This is a genomic window from Sphingobacterium haloxyli (assembly GCF_002980525.1).
Classification (GTDB): domain Bacteria; phylum Bacteroidota; class Bacteroidia; order Sphingobacteriales; family Sphingobacteriaceae; genus Sphingobacterium; species Sphingobacterium haloxyli.
Genome location: NZ_PVBQ01000001.1, coordinates 164,842 through 184,138, shown reverse-complemented (window position 1 = coordinate 184,138; position 19,297 = coordinate 164,842). Strand labels below are relative to the sequence as shown.

The window sequence follows — 19,297 nt, the reverse complement described above, 5'->3', positions numbered from 1 at the left end:
AAAATGAAGATGATGAAGAAGAACTTTATATATGGTCTTTCAGTTGCACTGGTTTGCTTCGTAGGCTCCTCCTGCAGCAAGTTCTTGGATGTAGAACCGGAAGAGGTGTTGGTAAAAGAACAGATGTACCGAAATATATACGACGCAGATGCTGCCGTTATCGGGGTTTACGGGAAGTTACTATCGTTAGCTGAGCAGCACGTTCTATGGAACGAACTGCGTGCCGACCTACTCACGGTGACCAACCGGGCAAACCCCTACTTGCAGGAGATCAGCACGAACGATGTGGGAGCCATTAGCGCCGATAATCCGTATGTCAATCCGCGCAAGTTTTACGAGGTTATCCTCAACTGCAATGACGTGCTGGCCAATTTTCAGATTATGCGGGAAGAGAATAAGTTTACGCCGGAGGAGTATAACCAACGCTTTTCGGATATCATGGCCGTGCGGACTTGGGTATACCTGCAGTTAGGGATACATTTTGGAAGGGTGCCTTATGTAACTGATCCGTTGGATGATACCGATGCGGTGCTGGACAAGGGCAAATATCCGTTGTTGGAATTTGAACAGTTGCTAGCGCAACTCATCGCCGATATGGAGGCCATTCCCTATAAGTTGCTTTATGCCAGTACGGAATCGCTGATGTATGCTGTAGATGGCTATGATATGGAACGTTTTTATATCAATAAACGGACACTATTGGGTGACTTGCATTTATGGAACAACGATTATCAGAAAGCAGCGGAATACTACAAGCTGGTCATGACCAGCTATGATAACTTGGGGAATGATAACTTTCGTTATGACAGATACAAGATTAAATGGGCAGAGATTTCCACTAATAACGATATCGCAGTAGGCTACCTACGCTACCGAGAGCAAGATGTACGCACCTTGATCAATAGCAAAACACAAGGTTGGCGCTCGATGTTTTCGCGAACGCAGGATGTACTATGGAATACGGAATGGGTGTGGTCTCTGCCGTTCAACAGTAATTTTAGCCCGCAGAACCCATTCATCAGTCTATTTGCTGCCAATGGCGGCGATCACCTATTAAAACCGAGCTTGGAATCGTTTGATTTATGGAATAGCCAGACGCAGCGGAATGGGGTGCCTTACGACGCACGACGGGATTTATCCGTGTCGATGATCGGACAGGAAGGCATCGTGACGAAGTATACCGATGAGTTTTCGGATATCGGGACGATGTTACCTATTGACAAATTCCAGCGTAATGGTAAGTGGCATCTCTACCGGGCGGCGAAACTGCATCTGCGCTTTGCCGAGGCGGCTAACCGGGATGGGCACCATAGATTGGCGGTAGGATTATTGAATAACGGGGTTGGCCGGATATACGATGATCCCGATCAGACAGACAAAACAGATATACAGCAAACACATTTACCCTTTCCGTATGACTTCAATGCCCGAAATGGAAATAACCCGCATTACCGGGACACTTGGCACCGAAACGATGGCCTCCGGGGCAGAGCTTATGTCACCTTTCGGGAAATCAACCCGACGGACAGCCTGACTCAGGTCGAAAATTACCTGATTGAAGAGGCGGCTTTGGAAATGGCGTTCGAAGGAAGCCGTTGGGAAGATCTGCTACGCATCGCCATGCGTCGGAACGACCCATCCTTCTTAGCCGATAAAATTTACGAAAAATTAAGCAAGGAAGGCAATCCACAGGCGGATGCTGTCCGCAGCAAACTGATGAGCCGCGAGAACTGGTATTTGCCGTTTACGTGGGATGTAGCAGACTAATTTTAAACCATAGACCATGAAGAAACACGTTCTTTTAACTCTAATCTTGTTGTGCACGATAAGTTTTTCCTTGTCGGCACATACGTATTATATCGCTGTAGATGGGGATGATAACAATGCGGGTTCAATAACCGATCCTTTTGCGACGCTGAACAAGGCACAAGAACTGGTGCAGGCTGGCGATACGGTATATTTCCGTGGAGGAACCTATAAAATTAATCCGGAGCAGATTATGAACCCCACCAATGGTGTTTGGGCACATGTCTTCGATATGAGTAAAAGTGGTGCGAACGAAAACCAACGCATACATTATTATGGTTACGAAGGCGAACGCCCGATATTCGATCTATCGGACGTGAAACCTGCGGACCGTCGGGTGATTGTCTTTTACGTTAGTGGGTCCAACCTGCACTTCAAGAACTTCGAAGTTATCGGTACGCAGGTGACCATTGTGGGGCATACCCAATCAGAATGTTTTCGGAACGATGGCGGAAATAACAATATTTACGAAAATCTCGCGATGCACGATGGTATGGCAATTGGATTCTATTTGGTCAGAGGTTCCAATAATTTAGTTTTGAACTGTGATGCCTATAATAATTGGGATTATATCTCCGACGGTGGGCGCGGCGGGAATGTGGACGGTTTCGGGGGGCACCCAACGAACACGGCCAGCACCGGCAATGTATTCCGTGGTTGCCGAGCATGGTGGAACAGTGACGATGGGTTCGATCTAATTAGTGCTTATGCCGCCTATACCATTGAAAACTGTTGGGCGTTTTACAATGGTTATAAGCCCGAAACCTTTGAAACTGCGGGAGATGGAACGGGTATAAAGGCTGGTGGTTATGGTATGAGCGAAAATGCTGATGCGCCATCTGCAATCCCGATGCATATCATCCGGAATAATATCGCTTTTCAAAATCGTAACCAAGGTTTATATGCAAATCACCATTTAGGTGGCATCCTATGGGAGAACAACACGGGCTATATGAATCCTTCTAATTTTAATATGCTGACGCGGAAGTCTAGAGAAGAAGCCGTGGATGTAGACGGTTACGGACACATTATCCGGCACAACTTATCTTACAACCCGCGTACAGCTGGGCGGCATATCATCAATGTGGACGAAGCGCTGTCTCAGATCAGTAACAATTCCTTCCTGCCGGTGAACATGGAAGTAACGGCAGATGATTTTATAAGCCTCGACGAAAGCCAATTGATGTGGCCCAGAAAGGCAGATGGCAGTTTGCCAGATATAGACTTTCTAAAATTGAAAACCACGAGTCCGTTTTTCGCAGCGGGAATGGGCTATTTTTACACACCTCTTGGGAGTATCACATCTTACGAGTGGATCGAAGAACCGACGATTGTCATCGAACATAATGTGGCACGGGTAGTCGGTGCCGGTGCCGGTCGCTTTAACAGTTTCTTTGTCAATGGAACTCGGGTCCCTTTTAGTACAGGAAGGGTCGATTTGACATTATATGAGGGAGAAATCGATCTACGTGCGGCAAGCGCAAGTGGCGATGTGATTAGATTGAAAAAGGTGAAGTAGGAGGAAGAAATATACTAAAAAAGATAACCATGATACAAACGATAAATATACGCTCCATTATGCTTTTGTTACTTTGCGGTACCGTACTGTTCTCCTGTAAGAAAGAAAAAGCGGTACCGTTACAGGCGTTGGAGTTAGACAAAAACAACTTAGAAATCTTGGAAGGTTACACATCAACGGTAGAGATTACGAGTGGGAATGGGAATTATGCGGTTTCTGAAACCTCCTTGGTTGAGGTGGAGATTAACGGCAATACGATTACGTTTACAGCAGCCGAAAATTATGGTGAAGAACGGCTTTTTATCATGGATGAGACAGGAAGAAAAGCAGCGGTAGATGTTAAGGTTATTCCGGCAATACTCAGCGCAGACGATCCACGGTTTTATTGGGACAACATGATTGCACTGGAACAAGCCAATGCATGGAGTACGACTATTTTGGAAAACAAGGTGGCTATAACGAATATAGCGGAAAAGAAGCAATTGGTGCTATCATGGAACGGCGAATTTGCTGTCGGATTGAAACCCAGAGCAGCGCTTCGCGTAGTAGATGGGGAAGACAAACGGGACATCGCTTTGACGAAATTAGAAATTCTCGCGATTGATAGAAGTAAAAATCTATGCACCATCGTATTCTATAGAGAGAAACAGAAGGGAGAACTGGTGTTTGTGCTGCCGTAGGTAAGGCAGCCCTTTTTACGCTAAGAATTAAAATCACTAAAATTTCATGAAAAATTAACGTACAACATATTATTTTGTATATTTAGCTTTGAATTACAACTAACTTACTAACTTTTTCATTTGTAAGCGACTTGTCTATGAAAGCTACAGATCAAGATAGACTCCTTTTTAAGAAGCATTATCGTGCTTTATGCTATTTTGCGTGGCAAATGGTGCAGGACGAGGAGACTGCGGAGGATTTGGCGCAAGATGCTTTCGTTGCCTACCTAAATAACAAAACAAGATTGCCCGCTGACGAAAATACCATAAAATCCTTTCTGTATACCGCTATAAAACACGCGGTATACAACCTCAACCGTCGCAACAAAGTCGTGCGAAAGTTTTGGGAACGTACGGAATTCACTGAATCGGATGAAATGGATTACGAACACCAGATTATTCGGACGGAATTTACTTCCGCGGTACATGTCGCATTAGAAAGTCTACCAGAAGGCTGCCGAAAAATCATGACCATGAGTTATGTGGACGGCTACTCCAATGAAGAAATCGCCCAAGAGTTACAGATTAGTGTCAATACCATAAAAACCCAAAAGCGTCGAGGGCTTAGTGTCTTGCGCGAAAAGCTGAATTTCAATTACTTCTGGCTGTTTGTGGTTGTGTACAGTAGTGGGTTTTAATATTTCTAAAGAATTGTACGATCTTTCCTTAACATGAAATGTCGCATCAAAAGCTTTGGCAAATGTAGAAATATTATAGATGCACTATCCCAAATGTCAAAGGTTTTAAGCGACGATTTTATGGACAAGTGTTTCTTTTGGTGTCCATGAGCTCACGTCGTTCGGTTTTCTTTCTTTTTTTCTAAAAAAAAGAAAAATGAAAATTCTTGTCACCCCAAATCCAGTTTTAGGTTTCTTAACTTAAATTATGGATACTAACCCATACCATATCGCCGATATTATTGCCAAGCGTTTCAAGAAGGAGCCGCTCGACAGCCATGAACAGTACCTGTTGGATAGGTGGATACAAATCCATCCCAAGAATAAGGTGTTGTTTGATGAACTGATGGCAAAAGGTGGAGATATGCAATTAATGTGGCTGGAGGCGTTAAACGAGGAAGCTGCATGGCACCGTGTGGAGCAGAAGCAACGTAAAAAGCAAAATAATCGACTTGTTTGGCGCGTGGCGGCGACTATTGCACTCGTTTGCTCTTTAGGCCTAAACATATGGTTTTTTAAAACGGACACCAGCAATGAGGAACAGGTCAATACTCCTGCGCTTAATCTAGATGTAGACGACGTACAGCCGGCAAATTTAGGTGCTAAAATTATCCTTGCCAATGGTAAGGAGGTGAAAGTAGACGATACACTCAATATAGCTTCGGGATCGTCTATTATAGGGGATGCGCTAGGTATTTCCAATGAATCTGGCAGGCCCGAACTCATTTTCCACACCTTAGTCGTACCAGCGGCCAATTTCTTTAAAATAACGTTATCGGATGGTACGGCAGTGTGGGTTAATGCCGCAAGTGAACTCCGATTTCCGGAAGATTTTGGAGCTGATGAGCGACGTGTATACCTAAAAGGAGAAGCTTATTTTGAAGTCGAAAAAGATGCCGAAAGACCTTTCTTTGTAGAAACGGAAGAAGTGAATATCCGTGTGTTGGGGACACATTTTAACGTGTCAGCCTATGGGAAAAATGTCAAGACTTCCCTAGCGGAAGGTCGTGTGGAGGTGCTTAATGAAAAACAGTCTGTCATCATTGCGCCCGGACAAAGTGCGGAGTGGAGCAATGGAGATTTAAAGGTCAGGACGACCAACCTAAAAAGGGATCTTGCCTGGAAAAATAATGTATTCTATTTCAAAAATGATCATATTGTTAACATTGCAAACCAATTGAAACGCTGGTACAATATAGACGTCTCTTTGTCTCAAGACGTACCGTTGCACAACACCTATTCCGGTGAAATCGATAGAGACGTCAAGCTATCTGAAGTATTAACTATGCTCCAATTTGTAAGCGATCTAAAATTTACACTAAACACTAATAAATTATTAATTACAAAACAAAGACCGATGATGAGATAAAATTACAACAACAAACGAAACAATGGAATTTAACGAGAAACAGGGATGTTGCAGCACCCCTGTTAAAATCAAGTTAAATAAAGCAATGAACCTTACACATTAACTCAATTACTCAAATGTATGAATTACTTCTTATTTGACAAAAGGCGAAAAGAGGCATGGACGCCGCCTATTGTCTTAATTCTCCGGACGATGAAGATTACAACTTTTCTCCTGCTGGTTTTCATGACCTGTGCCTATGCAGAAGGAACTGCACAGAAAGTATCCCTTTCTTTAAAGAATGCCAAGTTGGAAGATGCTTTTCAGCAAATTAGTAGACAGACAAACCTCAAGTTTTTGTACAACGACGATGTGATAGCCAAATCATCGCGTGTTAACCTTAATGTACGGGAAACGGATGTAAAAGATGCACTGCACATGATGTTGCCGATTCAGAATTACGCGTTTAAGATCATTGCGGGTACGGTGACGGTAAATTATAGAGAGATCGAGCCCAATGTGGCGACTGTTACTGTTGAAGCACAAAACACAATCACAGGGCGAGTGACGACTATGAATGGGGAACCTTTAGCAGGTGTGTCCATAGGTGTTAGAGGAACCTCGCAAGGTACCACAACCAATGAAAATGGTAATTTCTCCATTAGCGTTCCCCCTGGTAGCACATTGTCTTTCCGTTATGTCGGTTATTTAAACAGGGACATAACGCTCGGCAACCAACGAACATTGAATGTACAGTTGACGGCACTTGATCAAGCGATTGAAGAGGTGGTTGTCACGGGTGTCGGTCTTCAGCTGGATAAACGGACATTCACCGGGGCGACTGCCAGCATTTCTGGCGCTGATGCGGAAATCGGCGGGATGATCGATCCGAGCCGCGGATTGGAGGGCCGTGTGGCAGGGGTAACGGTACAGAACATCACTGGTACGTTCGGTACAGCGCCAAAAATTCGTGTGCGTGGAGCCACTTCCATCTTTGGAAACTCTAAACCGCTTTGGGTACTCGACGGGATCATCATCGAAGATGTGGCTGACGTTGGTGCCGATGCATTATCTTCGGGAGATGCCTTAACGCTCATCAGTTCCGCGGTAGCCGGATTGAATGCCAATGACATTGAATCTTTTCAGATTCTGAAGGATGGTTCTGCGACCTCAATCTACGGTGCGCGTGGGATGGCGGGGGTTATCGTTATCACGACTAAGAAAGGACGTGCCGGACGGAGCACCGTTAATTATTCCGGCGAGTATACTTCCCGGGCGATACCACGTTACTCCGAGTTCAATATTATGAATTCCCAGGAACAGATGTCCGTTTATCAGGAAATGTACCAAAAAGGTTATTTAGGATTGGCACAAGTTACGAATGCTGCGTCGAGCGGTGTATATGGCGAGCTATATGATCAGATCGTTAGAGGTGACGTGTTCAACGATTTCTTCTTGGATCGGAAAGAAGTAAACGCACATCTTCGTGAAGCAGAGTACCGTAATACCGACTGGTTTAGCGAACTCTTTTCGACGACTATCCAGCATAACCACTCGTTAAGCTTGTCGTCGGGTACGGAAAAAGCACAGTATTATACCTCCATCAGTGCGCTGCAGGATGCCGGCTGGACAAAAGCTAGTGGCGTTTCGCGCTTTACAGGTAACTTGAATGCCAATTACAACATATCTGACAAGTTGAGATTGAATATGATTACGGGTGGATCGTACCGCGATCAAAAAGCACCGGGTACGTTGGCACAGTCTACAGATGCCGTCTTCGGGGAGGTAAGGCGTGATTTTGATATCAATCCTTATTCGTATGCGATGAATACTTCCCGCACATTGGATGCGAACACCTTCTATAGACGTAACTATGCACCGTTCAATATCTTGCACGAGCTCGAGAACAACTATATGGATAATACGGTCTCCGATATCCGTTTTCAGGGAGAGCTTACGTATAGACCGATCAAGGTGTTAGAATTCAAGGCATTGGGGTCTGTTCGGTTTCAAAGCACGGCCCAAAACCACCATATAAAAGATCGATCTAACCAGGCAACGGCGATGCGCTGGATGCCGACAACGGCTATTCGGGATGCCAACCCATTCTTATATACTGATCCGAACGACCCGTATGCTATTCCGGTAACTGTGCTCCCTGAAGGTGGTATTTATAACCGGGCAGACCATAGCATGCGTGCAGAGCAATACCGTTTTTCGGTCAAATACGACAATACCTTTGCCGAGAAGCATAATCTTACCTTGTTTGGTATGACGGACATACAGCGTAATGCCCGTAACAATACCTGGTTCAGAGGTTTTGGATTGCAATACGACTTGGGAGAAAGCCCGTTTTCACATTATCTAGCGTTTAAACAGGGCCAGGAACAAAATTCGCAGTATTTTGCGATGTTCAATACCCGAAGTAGAGATGTTGCCTTTGCGGCACAAGGGGTTTATACCTTTGATGATAAATACAGCCTTAATTCCTCTGTTCGCTATGAAGGATCCAACCGTCTAGGAATGGCAACCTCGTCCCGCTGGATGCCGACTTGGTCCATTGGCGGATTGTGGCACATTGACTACGAAAACTTCTTTGAGGTGTTTAGGCCAGTGGTATCCAATTGGACGATGCGGGCTTCCTACGGTCTGACCGGCGACAGGGGGCCGTCGTTCGTGACGAACGCACATACCGTTATCGCGCCGTTCCGCCCTTGGAGGCCGAATGTCGTCGATAATGAGTCGGGGCTTACTGTTGTGGAAGTGGAGAACAGCGAACTGACCTATGAAAAAAAGTATGAGTTCAATATCGGTACCGATATCGGTTTGTTTAATAATCGCTTGAATATTCAGGCAGACTATTTTAAACGGAACAATCACGATCTGATCGGTATCGTCAACACCCAGGGTATGGGCGGACAGATTGCAAAATATGGTAACGTGGCACGAATGGATTCCCGAGGCTTCGAGCTGACCGTCGGTGGAGATATCATCCGGACATCGGATTTCCAGTGGAACTCTAGCTTCATCTACACGAATGTGACCAACAACGTTGTGGAACTGGAATCGAACTATCGTGCGATTGATTTAATATCCGGAGCGGGATTCGCACGTGAAGGTACGCCGCACAGAGCTTTGTTTTCTATACCTTTCGATGGCTTGAACAATGAAGGGTTGCCGACCTTTCTCAATGAAAATGGTGATAAAACGGTAACCGGAGTTTATTTCCAGGAAAGAGAGCGGCTCGATTATTTAGTGTATAATGGTCCGATGGAACCTACCGATCTGGGAAGCTTCAGTAATATCTTAACGTATAAGAACTTTAGGTTGAACGCGTTCATTACGTATTCATTTGGGAATTCCGTTCGCTTAAACCCGGTATTTGCTAGAGCATATAGTGATTTAACGGCCACGCCGCGTGAGTTTGCCAGCCGTTGGATTGTACCGGGCGATGAAGAATATACCGATATCCCGACGATTGCCACGATCCGCCAAAACCGGAACAACAGCAACTTGTCTTATGCATACAATGCCTATAACTTTTCGACGGCACGCGTGGCATCCGGAGATTTTATCCGTCTGAAAGATATTTCCTTATCCTACGATTTTCCGAAAGAATTCCTGTCAAGATACAACGTAAGCGCGTTCAGCCTGCGCTTGAATGCGACAAACACATTTCTCTTATATGCGGATAAAAAGTTAAATGGACAAGACCCGGAGTTTGTCAATGCAGGTGGTGTTGCAGCGCCGCTGCCGAGACAGTATACCTTGACGTTAAGATTTGGCTTATAACCCTATAAATATAAAGAAAATGAAAAAAAGAACTTTAATACACAATTTCATCTTATTCCTAGGGGTTATGTCTTTTGTCTCCTGTAATAAGTTCTTAGATGAAATGCCGGATAATCGGGCGACCTTGGATACGGAAGAGAAAATCCAGAAATTGCTGGTCTCTGCTTATCCGCAGTCGGCCTATACAATGACCGCCGAGATGTCGTCCGATAATGTGGACGATTATGGTGTCGGCAATCCAAATTCCGAACGGATATTGGAGGAAGTGTTCCGGTGGGAAGACGTCACAGAGATCACGAACGATGGTCCGTCATATGTTTGGGAAGCCTGTTATTCGGCCATTGGCAATGCGAACGAAGCCCTAGCGGCGATAGAAGAGATGGGCAACCCGGCATCATTGAGCCCCCATCGTGGAGAAGCATTGGTAGCACGCGCATATAGCCATTTTATATTGGTCAATATGTTTGCCATGCACTATACTGAAAAGTTTGCCGAAACAGATCTAGGTATCACCTATATGCTGGAACCGGAGCGTACGCTTGATCCGAAATATGAGCGCCATTCGGTAAAAGAGGTGTATGATTTCATCAAGCAAGACTTGGAAGAGGGGATTCCGTTGATCAACGATGCAATATACGGCGGAACACCTAAATATCACATGAACCGGGCGGCTGCTAATGCCCTAGCGGCACGTGTGGCCCTGTACACCGAAGATTGGACGGGTGCTGTTCGATATGCTTCCCTTGTTTTAGGGAGCAATCCTCGGAACATTATGCGCGACAATTCAGTCGTAGCCGGTGCCGGAACCAGCTTAGTGAATGCATCGATTGCATTTACCCGCAGCACGAATGCTTCTAACCTATTGATCGGAACGGCTGCCAGTAATATGGGCCTATACTTCGGCCCGTATGACGTCGGGTCCAGATTTAGCCATGGACAGATCATCAATCACAACGAAACATTCTTTGCCGCTACACCTTGGGGAAAGACCACTTCTTCTTTGAATTATACACCGCGTTTATTTGTCTATACGGGTACGAACCTAGATAAATCTTTGGCGCCACGTGCGGCTTATATGTTTGAGACGACAGATCCGGTAGCCCAGATCGGTTTCAGACGGACGATTTATGTGCCCTTTAATGTGGAAGAAACCCTGCTGGTACGAGCAGAGGCGAATATTCATCTGAAAAATTACGATCAGGCGTTTGCGGATATGCAGTTATGGCTATCAAATAATTATACAGCTGTTCCGGCAGATTTTTCCATTGAACGAATCAATAGTTGGGCATCGGAACCTACCACCGCTGATGGTCCTGGAACGCATTATTATACCCCTACGGCACCCACAGCCAAGAAAAGGCTGAACCCCGAGTTTCCGATCGAAGCCGGTACACAGGAGAATATGCTGCATGCGGTTTTGCTTATGCGTCGTTTGGAAACGATCCATATAGGACTTCGCTGGTTTGATATCAAGCGGTATGGCATCGAAGTGACCCGTAGGGTCATCACGGGGAGTACAAGTGGCACCTCGACAGAGGTCGGATCTACAGAAGAGGCTACAAAGCTCACTGCACGGGATAAGCGTCATGCCTTACAGATCCCGCAAGATGTCATTGCCGCAGGTTTAACACCAAATCGTCAATAAATTAGGAGGAGATAAATTATGAACAAGATAATAAACAAGATATTTATTTTCGGTATCGTTACATCCGGGTTTTTCTTAGGTTGTTCGGAGGAGGAGTTGGATGCGACAAGCATTTTTGTGGATTCCGAGATCACGCTTAACGAATTGGATAGCTACATCAGTACTGAATTTACAACGCCCTATAACATCGCTATACTCTACAAATATGTGGATATGGAATCCAATATGAATTATAACCTGAGCCCGGCATCTTATGAGGCGTCCATACGCACAACTAGGCTGATCCAGTATCTGGCGATAGAGCCTTATAATGACGTGACGGGCAGCACGGAGTTTATCGCGAATTATTTCCCCAAGATACTGAACTACGTAGGCTCTCCGGCGTATAACAACAACGGTACGGTGTTGTTGGGTACTGCGGAAGGCGGGCGTAAGATTACGATGTTTGACTTGAACCGCTTGCCGCAAAATGCTGGAAATGTGGACTACCTTGTGGATAGGTACTTCCATACCATCCATCATGAGTTTGCGCATATCTTCCACCAAACTAAACCATTCACGCCGGCATTTAACCAGATTTCCGGGACGCGATATGTACAGGATCTATGGAATACGGAGTATCCCGCTACTCCCGCGGGGCGAGCGGCCGCATTGCAAACCGGATTTATTTCGCCATATGCCAGTAAAGATCCGAACGAGGATTTTGTAGAAATTCTGTCCTTTTACATTACATTGACACCTACTGTCTGGAACGAACGCATGACGATAGCAGGTACTTCGGGCAGTCCCCTCATCGAGCAAAAGTTGGAGATTATCCGATCCTATATGCAAGATTCTTGGGGTATAGATATTGATGTGTTGCGGGATAATATTCTCGACAGGTTGGAGAATTTCAGTTCATTTGATCAAACTAATATTCAATAAGCTATGATGAAAAATATTAATATTATTATAGGGCTGCTGGTTTTAGTTGTGATCAGTAGCTGTAAACGCATGGAAGACCCCGTCTTTGATAAAAATCCCTCGATACGGATGACGGAGGCTATAGAAAATGCTAGAAATGCCATCAAAGCGCATCCGGGGGGATGGTTAATACAATATTACCCACATTCGGGCAAAAATTACGGGGGCTTTAATATTTTTGCGGTCTTTAATTCGGATTCGGAGGTTACGTTGACATCTGATGTCAATACCGATGAGATTCGGAGCACTTTCGATATTGTGCCTGAGGGTGGGCCGATATTAACTTTCAACGGGTATAACAAAGTAATCCACATGTTCAGCGAACCTGGAGCTGACAGTGGGATCGGGCCTGCGGATTCGGGTATGCAAGGTGATTTCGAGTTTATCATTATCGAAGCGACCGAAGAGCAGATTACCTTAAAAGGTAAAAAGTCTGGTAATATGATGTATATGGTTCCGATTGAATCTGTCTCTGATGAAAATGTGGATGTGGACGACATCATCGATGGTTATCAGGAAGCAACTACATTTTTTGGTGAATTTGGTGTTTTTAAGATGCAGAGACCCAATGGTGCGGAAGAAACTCTTATTCAGAATATCCACAACTTTCGATTGTCTAGTGACGCAAATGCTGCTGCTTTAACTTTCCGTGTGACTCCTGAAGGGCTGGTACTACATGATACGTATGAAATCGATGGCGTATCTCTTGATATTATGCCGTATGTGGAGCCAAGTGATGAATACGAATTTGGATATTACAGCGGAGCCGATGGTCAAGTCAAGATATTTCCGGTTACAACGCCGATGAATGTGTGGTTCAGAACTAATACTTGGGCAATGCGTTATAGTGGTTTAGGTGCTGAAGGACAATATTGGTGGGATCAAGGACGAACTAGATTTTCGAATTTTGGTTACACGCTTAATTATGTGGATATCGGGGATTTTAGTGCGCAGACTGCACCAGGTGTTACCGGATTTGGGGCTTTCCTTACCGTTAATGGGCAAGCTTCTACAGGTTACTTTGTTTATAATATGGTACCAGTAGATGGAACAGTAGACGAAATTAGAGTTACTTTTGCCGGTTCATATTATTCTACTTCCGCTTTTGATTTAGCGTACTGGAATAATGCTATCAGATACTTAGTTCAGATGTTGAACGATAGAACGTTTAAGATTACATCGGATGCATTGGATAGACCAGATGTAATTTTACTGACAGATAAGAGTGATCCCACAAATACAATAGAGCTTATCCGGAACGGGGATATTTATGATCCATTCAATAATTAACTTATTGTTTTCAGTATTTAGGAGAGTGAAACGACTCTCCTAAGTATTTAATTATTAGAATTTAGAACTTTGACGTTATGACTTAGCGATTCTCCTTTTTTTGAAATCGCGAGTAAAAGAAAATACATTAGAAACCAACAAAACCAAAATGCCTATTACTGCGCCGTAAGCATGTAATGTTGTTTCTTGTTCTATAATATCGCTCCAATAGTCTATCGTGAGAGATAGGACAAACAGAAGCCCTGTCATTCGGGATGCGAAATGTATATAATCGACTTTATTATTATACAATCGTCTTTTACCCTTTGCTTGTATGAATACACGGATCCAGTTAATAATACAGACAACGCATAAAGGCATGGTGGCACAAGCCAACAAAAAACTTACCGGAGTATGAAATACCCAATCCATAAGTTGAAAAAGGTAAACAATAGATGCATTCAGCAAGCCTATTATAATAATAATGGGGAAATAACTTATCGTGTGTTGGTAATAACTCATATTTCTTTACATAATTTTTTTCGATAAATAAATTTAGCAAATCAGCTGTATAATTCAAAACGCGCATTTTAACATAGCTGCATACTGATCACTTTTTTACTTTGGTTTATGATTAGGTTCAAACCGTACAGAAGAAACCGGTCTGACTAAGCTGGCAAATACCTCTTTTTACATTTCTCTCTTTATTTCCCACTCCTCAATTTCGCCAGACCCTTAACAAAACCGAGTTCCCGATACTTCTCCGGCATGGCGTCAATAACCGGCTTAAAAGACTGATATAGCTCTTGGCTCGTCACGCGGTCAAGCAGTATAAACGGAACAATAATATCATCAGCATGTTCTATTAAAAACTGCTTTTTTTCCATTTCGTATTGGGGTAAAATCGTGCTTGTCCACAAGTCTTTGATCTGCGAGTTGACAGCAGCAGCTTGCTGTAAATCGTTCTTATCATTATAGTGGTAAAGTAATTTTTTCAAACTGTCCCTTTGGCTGTGGTGTTGTTGGCGAAACTGATGCCAAATGGATTCGTATGCTTCGTACAGTTGCGCTTGCTTTCCCTCGACTTCAAGGGATGGTGCGAAAGTGCGTTCATCGGATAATAATTGTTCTTCTATTTCTTCCTTCGTGATATTATCGGGTGAGTATAGTCGTATAGTTCCACCTTCTCTGGGATCAATAAAGACACGTTTTTGCAACGAATAATACGACGGATTATCCAATGTATGCGGTCGAAGGCTCTTAAACTCGTCAGGACTAATCACGTCCCGATCCCACATTACGGTAAGTAAATGAATGCCGTATGTCAGCGAATCTAATACGAGTTCACCACGTAGGGTGTCTTCGTAGACCTGCGTACCATTGGAAAGATTAAATATAGATACGATTTTGTCATTTTCTACAGGTATATCCACGAGTAAACGTACCTTTTTATTTTGGGAAGTACAGGAGGTGCAGATATATAGGAAAATCAGACCCGCATATAGTGTTCGATTTTTCATTGTTTGAGGTTAATTATAAAATGCATGAATTAGCTTGTCTTGTCTTTGACGCGACTACGTTTAATTTTAATAAGATAAAGATACAGATATTTCGTTTCTATTTTCAAGCGTATTTCTTGAAGTGTCCTGTTTTGTACATGTACATAGCGTCTACTGCAATGTAGTTAACGTGTATGTACAGTGACATAATCAATAAGTCAATGTAGTTGTCGGCTATGTCACGTTACATAACGTATTTGTTGCGTGACATAACCGAAATGTCGCTGTACAAAATAGACTTGTTGCGTGCATGCATTGCAAAGGCACAGTACTTAGCCGAATACTCGGGGAACATACGCGCAATCTACCCTAACAAAATGAACAACGCACCGAACATAGCCGCTTTGTCAAGGAACAAAATCTAATTGTTCCGTGCGGGCAGCCACATGTACATGTACATAGCCACAAAGCCAATTAAAAAGCCTCTCCGTTAAAAATATAAAGGTTAGCTCCTTCGTTCGTAAACCCGAGGTCAAAACGAAGATAAATATCTTTTTTAGGAAACAGCAGGTATCGCAGGCCAATTCCACCCGCGTACCGCATGTGCCGTGCCTCAAACTTGTTGAGGGCGGGAGCAACGGTGCCGGCGGATGCAAAAACGGCAGCACCTAGACGCTTGCTGAACCAAAGCGGTAGCATTCGGTATTCCGCTTGTGCGCCGATAAAATGCCGATCGCGATGACGTCCTAGGTAGTACCCTCTCATGAGGCGGTCTCCTCCTAATAAAGCCATTTGATTGAAAGGGACGTCGCCATGTGTAAACTGACCCTTTAATTGCCAGGCAAGGACATTTTTTTTACCAATGGGATGAAAGGAGCGAAGTTCCATGTTGACACTCCCGAAAGAGTAGTCACTCAAAAAGCTGCTGAAATTACGCAGATAAGCGATCTCTCCAAAAAGCCCCTTACGAACATTGAGAACATTGTGTCGGTTGTCATACACCAATCCGAAACCCAAGCCTAGGTTGCGGGTGCCATCACCGCCTCGGGGAATCGGATAGGGGGCACCGTGTTCCGGCTGTTCGATATTGACGCTTGAAAGCAATTGATAATCTACTTCTGGTCCAAAAAATAAATTGTTGCTTATTTTTCGGAGTACGCGTTGTTTTACCATGACCTGAAAAGCGTCTACCAAAGCGGGGTTGTCGCCGGACGTGTTAGGACCGATACCATAGTAGGATAAAGGGAAGCGTTGAATCTTGTTTTCTCCAAGAAAAAACCATTTATCCTCATCTCCATACAATGCGTTTTCTAATACCAAACCATATTGTCCCTTGAGCGTAAAAAAAGTAAATGCCTGGAGTTCGCTAAGGCGGTTCAGTGTGTCTCCCTTAGCATAATACAGTTTAAGGATGGAAGCTCCGATCTCTAGGCCTGTTTCGGGTGAAGAAGCAAACGTCGGATACACAGTGAGTGTTGCTTCGTCCGCCTCCGTAGTATCGTTGATAATGGAATTAATATAGCGCCACACCCAGCCGTCTTTGAGTTTCTGTGCTTGGACAGTTGACGTTCCCAGAAAGAGCAACGTAATAATCGATATCTTGGTTATAGACATATTTCCCATTTGTACGCGAGACATGAAGCCCATGTAGCTAGTACTTGATAACACAATAATAGGGAAAACTGTCTATAATTTGGGAGTGGAAGAATGACTAGCTGTTATCCAATAGTTTAGTTAATCTGTTGTATTGCTGACTATTGTAGGTAAATAGTCAATAATATCATTTGTAAGATATTGTATTAATTACATGGAGATGACAATGTGGGGCATATATAATTCGTCATAAGAGGCTTGTACACGTAGAGAAATATTCGTATAATAGCCTATCAATCGCATTAGCTATGTCATATAGATTTTATTTGCCAAAGGCAGAAGGCAGTTCCCAAACCGGAAAGAAAATTTTGGCTGTCGACATAGGAGGGACCAAAACGAGTTTTGGTATTTTTGAAGTAAACGGGAACAAACTTTCTCTTGTCCGTGAAGAAACATTTGGGTCTCGCGCACTCGGTACATTTGAAGAAATGCTACAACAATTTCTTACAACCAATAATTACGCAAAACCTGACGTGCTATCCATCGGCGTTGCTGGTCCTGTACTGGAGAACAAGGTGGTACTCACTAACCTTTCTTGGGAACTGGATGCCGCGTCGTTAGGGACCGAATTTGATATAGAAAAAGTATCCATTATTAATGATTTAGAAGCTACAGCTTACGGTTTGGCGGGATTGAGTGCAGAAGACGCCGTATCCTTATTTGAAGGTTCAGAAACAATCCTTGGTAATATGGCCGTATTGGCACCGGGAACAGGATTGGGTGAAGCGGGGATGTTCTGGGACGGAGCGTATCATCGCCCCTTCGCAACTGAAGGTGGACACAGCGAATTTGCACCACGTACAGATCTCGATGTGGAATTATTGAAGTATCTACAGCAAGAAGACGAAATTATCAGTTGGGAGCATGTAGTATCCGGGCCAGGCATATACAGAATATATAAATTCCTTCGCGATGTCAAGGGCAACAAAGAGCCTGCTTGGCTGAAAGAGAACTTCAAAAACAATGACAACCCAGCAGCTGTAATAAGCCATGCCGCTATGCGGGAGTTAGACGTAACCTGCAGTTTAACAATGGACTTGTTCGTCAGCTACATGGCACGTGAGTCAGCTAGTTTGGTGCTGAAACATAAGGCCGTAGGCGGTCTATGGTTAGGGGGCGGAATTCCGCCGAGGATATTTCCCTTGCTGAAGGCAGATCTTTTCCGTGAGCAATTTATGCAAAATGCGCATATGACACATCTGTTGGAGAAGGTACCTATCCATGTGATTTTAAATAGCCAGTCCGCGCTAATCGGAGCGGGTTATTACGGTGCTTTTGGTGCTTAACCCACTTTGTTCGCTAATATGCTCAACTCCTGTGCGGTGCGACCAGCTATTTCTTTATAGGCATTTGCCACAGGCTCGTCCGCATCTAAAAGAATAGGGAAACCATTGTCACCCGCATCGGCGACAGCTTTTACCAATGGTATTTCGCCTAAAAAGGGAACATTGTTATCTTCTGCAAGCCGTTTCCCGCCGTCTTTTCCAAAGATATAATACCTGTTGTTCGGTAATTCGGCCGGTGTGAAATACGACATGTTCTCTACAACTCCGATAACAGGAATATTAATGCCTTCCATACGGAACATCGCCATGCCTTTCATGGTATCTGCTAAAGCAACCTGTTGCGGTGTGGTTACGATGACGGCTCCTGAAATAGGGTAGGACTGTGCTACGGTAATATGGATATCACCTGTCCCCGGAGGCATATCGACGACAAGGTAATCCAATTCGCCCCAATGTGCATCGCCAAAGAGCTGCTTGATAGCTGATGTTGCCATCGGTCCACGCCAAGGAATAGGCTGGTTGGGATCGGTGAAAAAGCCAATTGATAATAACTTTAATCCAAATTTTTCTATCGGCGCTATTTTCTGTTTTCCGTTAATTTGAATGGACTCGGGGCGCGTTCCTTCTAATCCGAACATAAGCGGCAGTGAAGGGCCGTAAATATCCGCATCCAGTAAACCAGTTTTTGCTCCGCTATCTGCTAATGCCAGTGCCAAATTACTTGCCACCGTCGATTTGCCGACACCACCTTTGCCTGATGAAACCAGAATAATGTTTTTAATACCATCCAATTGCGCCGCGTCTACTCCCGTTACCTTGGATGTCATATGGATATCTACAGCTATCTCTTTGCTGATAAAAAGACCAATGGCATTCCGGCAGGCATGTTCGATATGGCCTTTCAACGGGCAGGCGGGCGTCGTCAACACCACGTCAAACTTAATCTTATCCGGCAAGATCTCTATATTTTGAATCATGTTCAACGTCACCAAATCTTTTTTAAGATCCGGCTCTTCTACGTGACTTAATGCATGTAATACTTGTTCTTTTGTAATCATGACGATGATTTGTTACCGTACAAATTTACGCATTGCGAAAGACAATCCTGTCATAGGTTTGTT

The 19,297-nt window shown here is 44.1% G+C and carries 13 protein-coding genes; 10 read left to right on the top strand and 3 right to left on the bottom strand.

Going from position 1 to position 19,297, the window contains the following annotated elements:
- Nucleotides 1-9: 9 nt before the first annotated feature.
- From C5745_RS00735 to C5745_RS00695, 9 genes are all read left to right on the top strand, one after another.
- A complete protein-coding gene (locus tag C5745_RS00735; RefSeq protein WP_207795671.1) occupies nt 10-1,767 on the top strand; it encodes a RagB/SusD family nutrient uptake outer membrane protein in 1,758 nt (585 codons plus the stop codon).
- A gap of 16 nt (nt 1,768-1,783) precedes the next feature.
- Nucleotides 1,784-3,325: a right-handed parallel beta-helix repeat-containing protein gene (locus tag C5745_RS00730; protein ID WP_105715037.1), complete on the top strand. Its 1,542-nt coding sequence runs from the start codon at nt 1,784-1,786 to the stop codon at nt 3,323-3,325.
- A gap of 29 nt (nt 3,326-3,354) precedes the next feature.
- On the top strand, nt 3,355-4,005 hold the full coding sequence (locus C5745_RS00725; protein ID WP_105715036.1) for a hypothetical protein: 651 nt from the start codon (nt 3,355-3,357) through the stop codon (nt 4,003-4,005).
- Nucleotides 4,006-4,142: 137 nt separating this feature from the next.
- Complete coding sequence (locus tag C5745_RS00720; RefSeq protein WP_105715035.1) at nt 4,143-4,682, top strand: RNA polymerase sigma-70 factor; 540 nt, start codon at nt 4,143-4,145, stop codon at nt 4,680-4,682.
- Between the two features lie 247 nt (nt 4,683-4,929).
- Nucleotides 4,930-6,090, top strand: a complete 1,161-nt coding sequence (locus C5745_RS00715; protein WP_105715034.1) for a FecR family protein — start codon at nt 4,930-4,932, stop codon at nt 6,088-6,090.
- A 120-nt stretch (nt 6,091-6,210) separates the two neighbouring features.
- Nucleotides 6,211-9,861 (top strand): SusC/RagA family TonB-linked outer membrane protein, encoded by a 3,651-nt coding sequence (locus tag C5745_RS00710; protein ID WP_105715033.1) that lies wholly within the window; start codon nt 6,211-6,213, stop codon nt 9,859-9,861.
- A gap of 19 nt (nt 9,862-9,880) precedes the next feature.
- On the top strand, nt 9,881-11,506 hold the full coding sequence (locus C5745_RS00705; protein WP_105715032.1) for a RagB/SusD family nutrient uptake outer membrane protein: 1,626 nt from the start codon (nt 9,881-9,883) through the stop codon (nt 11,504-11,506).
- An 18-nt stretch (nt 11,507-11,524) separates the two neighbouring features.
- On the top strand, nt 11,525-12,430 hold the full coding sequence (locus tag C5745_RS00700) for a zinc-binding metallopeptidase (protein WP_105715031.1): 906 nt from the start codon (nt 11,525-11,527) through the stop codon (nt 12,428-12,430).
- Between the two features lie 3 nt (nt 12,431-12,433).
- Nucleotides 12,434-13,759 (top strand): DUF4302 domain-containing protein, encoded by a 1,326-nt coding sequence (locus C5745_RS00695; protein ID WP_105715030.1) that lies wholly within the window; start codon nt 12,434-12,436, stop codon nt 13,757-13,759.
- Nucleotides 13,760-14,442: 683 nt separating this feature from the next.
- On the opposite strand, the gene C5745_RS00685 is transcribed toward C5745_RS00695, so the two are convergent.
- Together C5745_RS00685 and C5745_RS00680 are read right to left on the bottom strand one after the other, a co-directional pair.
- The gene (locus C5745_RS00685) at nt 14,443-15,258 is read right to left on the bottom strand and encodes a hypothetical protein (RefSeq protein WP_105715028.1); all 816 of its coding nucleotides are present in this window, start codon (nt 15,256-15,258) and stop codon (nt 14,443-14,445) included.
- A 453-nt stretch (nt 15,259-15,711) separates the two neighbouring features.
- The gene (locus C5745_RS00680) at nt 15,712-16,851 is read right to left on the bottom strand and encodes a BamA/TamA family outer membrane protein (protein ID WP_105715260.1); all 1,140 of its coding nucleotides are present in this window, start codon (nt 16,849-16,851) and stop codon (nt 15,712-15,714) included.
- A gap of 287 nt (nt 16,852-17,138) precedes the next feature.
- On the opposite strand from C5745_RS00680, the gene glk reads away from it, so the two are divergent.
- Nucleotides 17,139-18,176 (top strand): glucokinase, encoded by a 1,038-nt coding sequence (gene glk / locus C5745_RS00675; RefSeq protein ID WP_105715027.1) that lies wholly within the window; start codon nt 17,139-17,141, stop codon nt 18,174-18,176.
- On the opposite strand, the gene C5745_RS00670 is transcribed toward glk, so the two are convergent.
- A complete protein-coding gene (locus tag C5745_RS00670; RefSeq protein ID WP_105715026.1) occupies nt 18,173-19,234 on the bottom strand; it encodes an Mrp/NBP35 family ATP-binding protein in 1,062 nt (353 codons plus the stop codon). The genes glk and C5745_RS00670 overlap by 4 nt on opposite strands.
- Nucleotides 19,235-19,297: the final 63 nt, after the last annotated feature.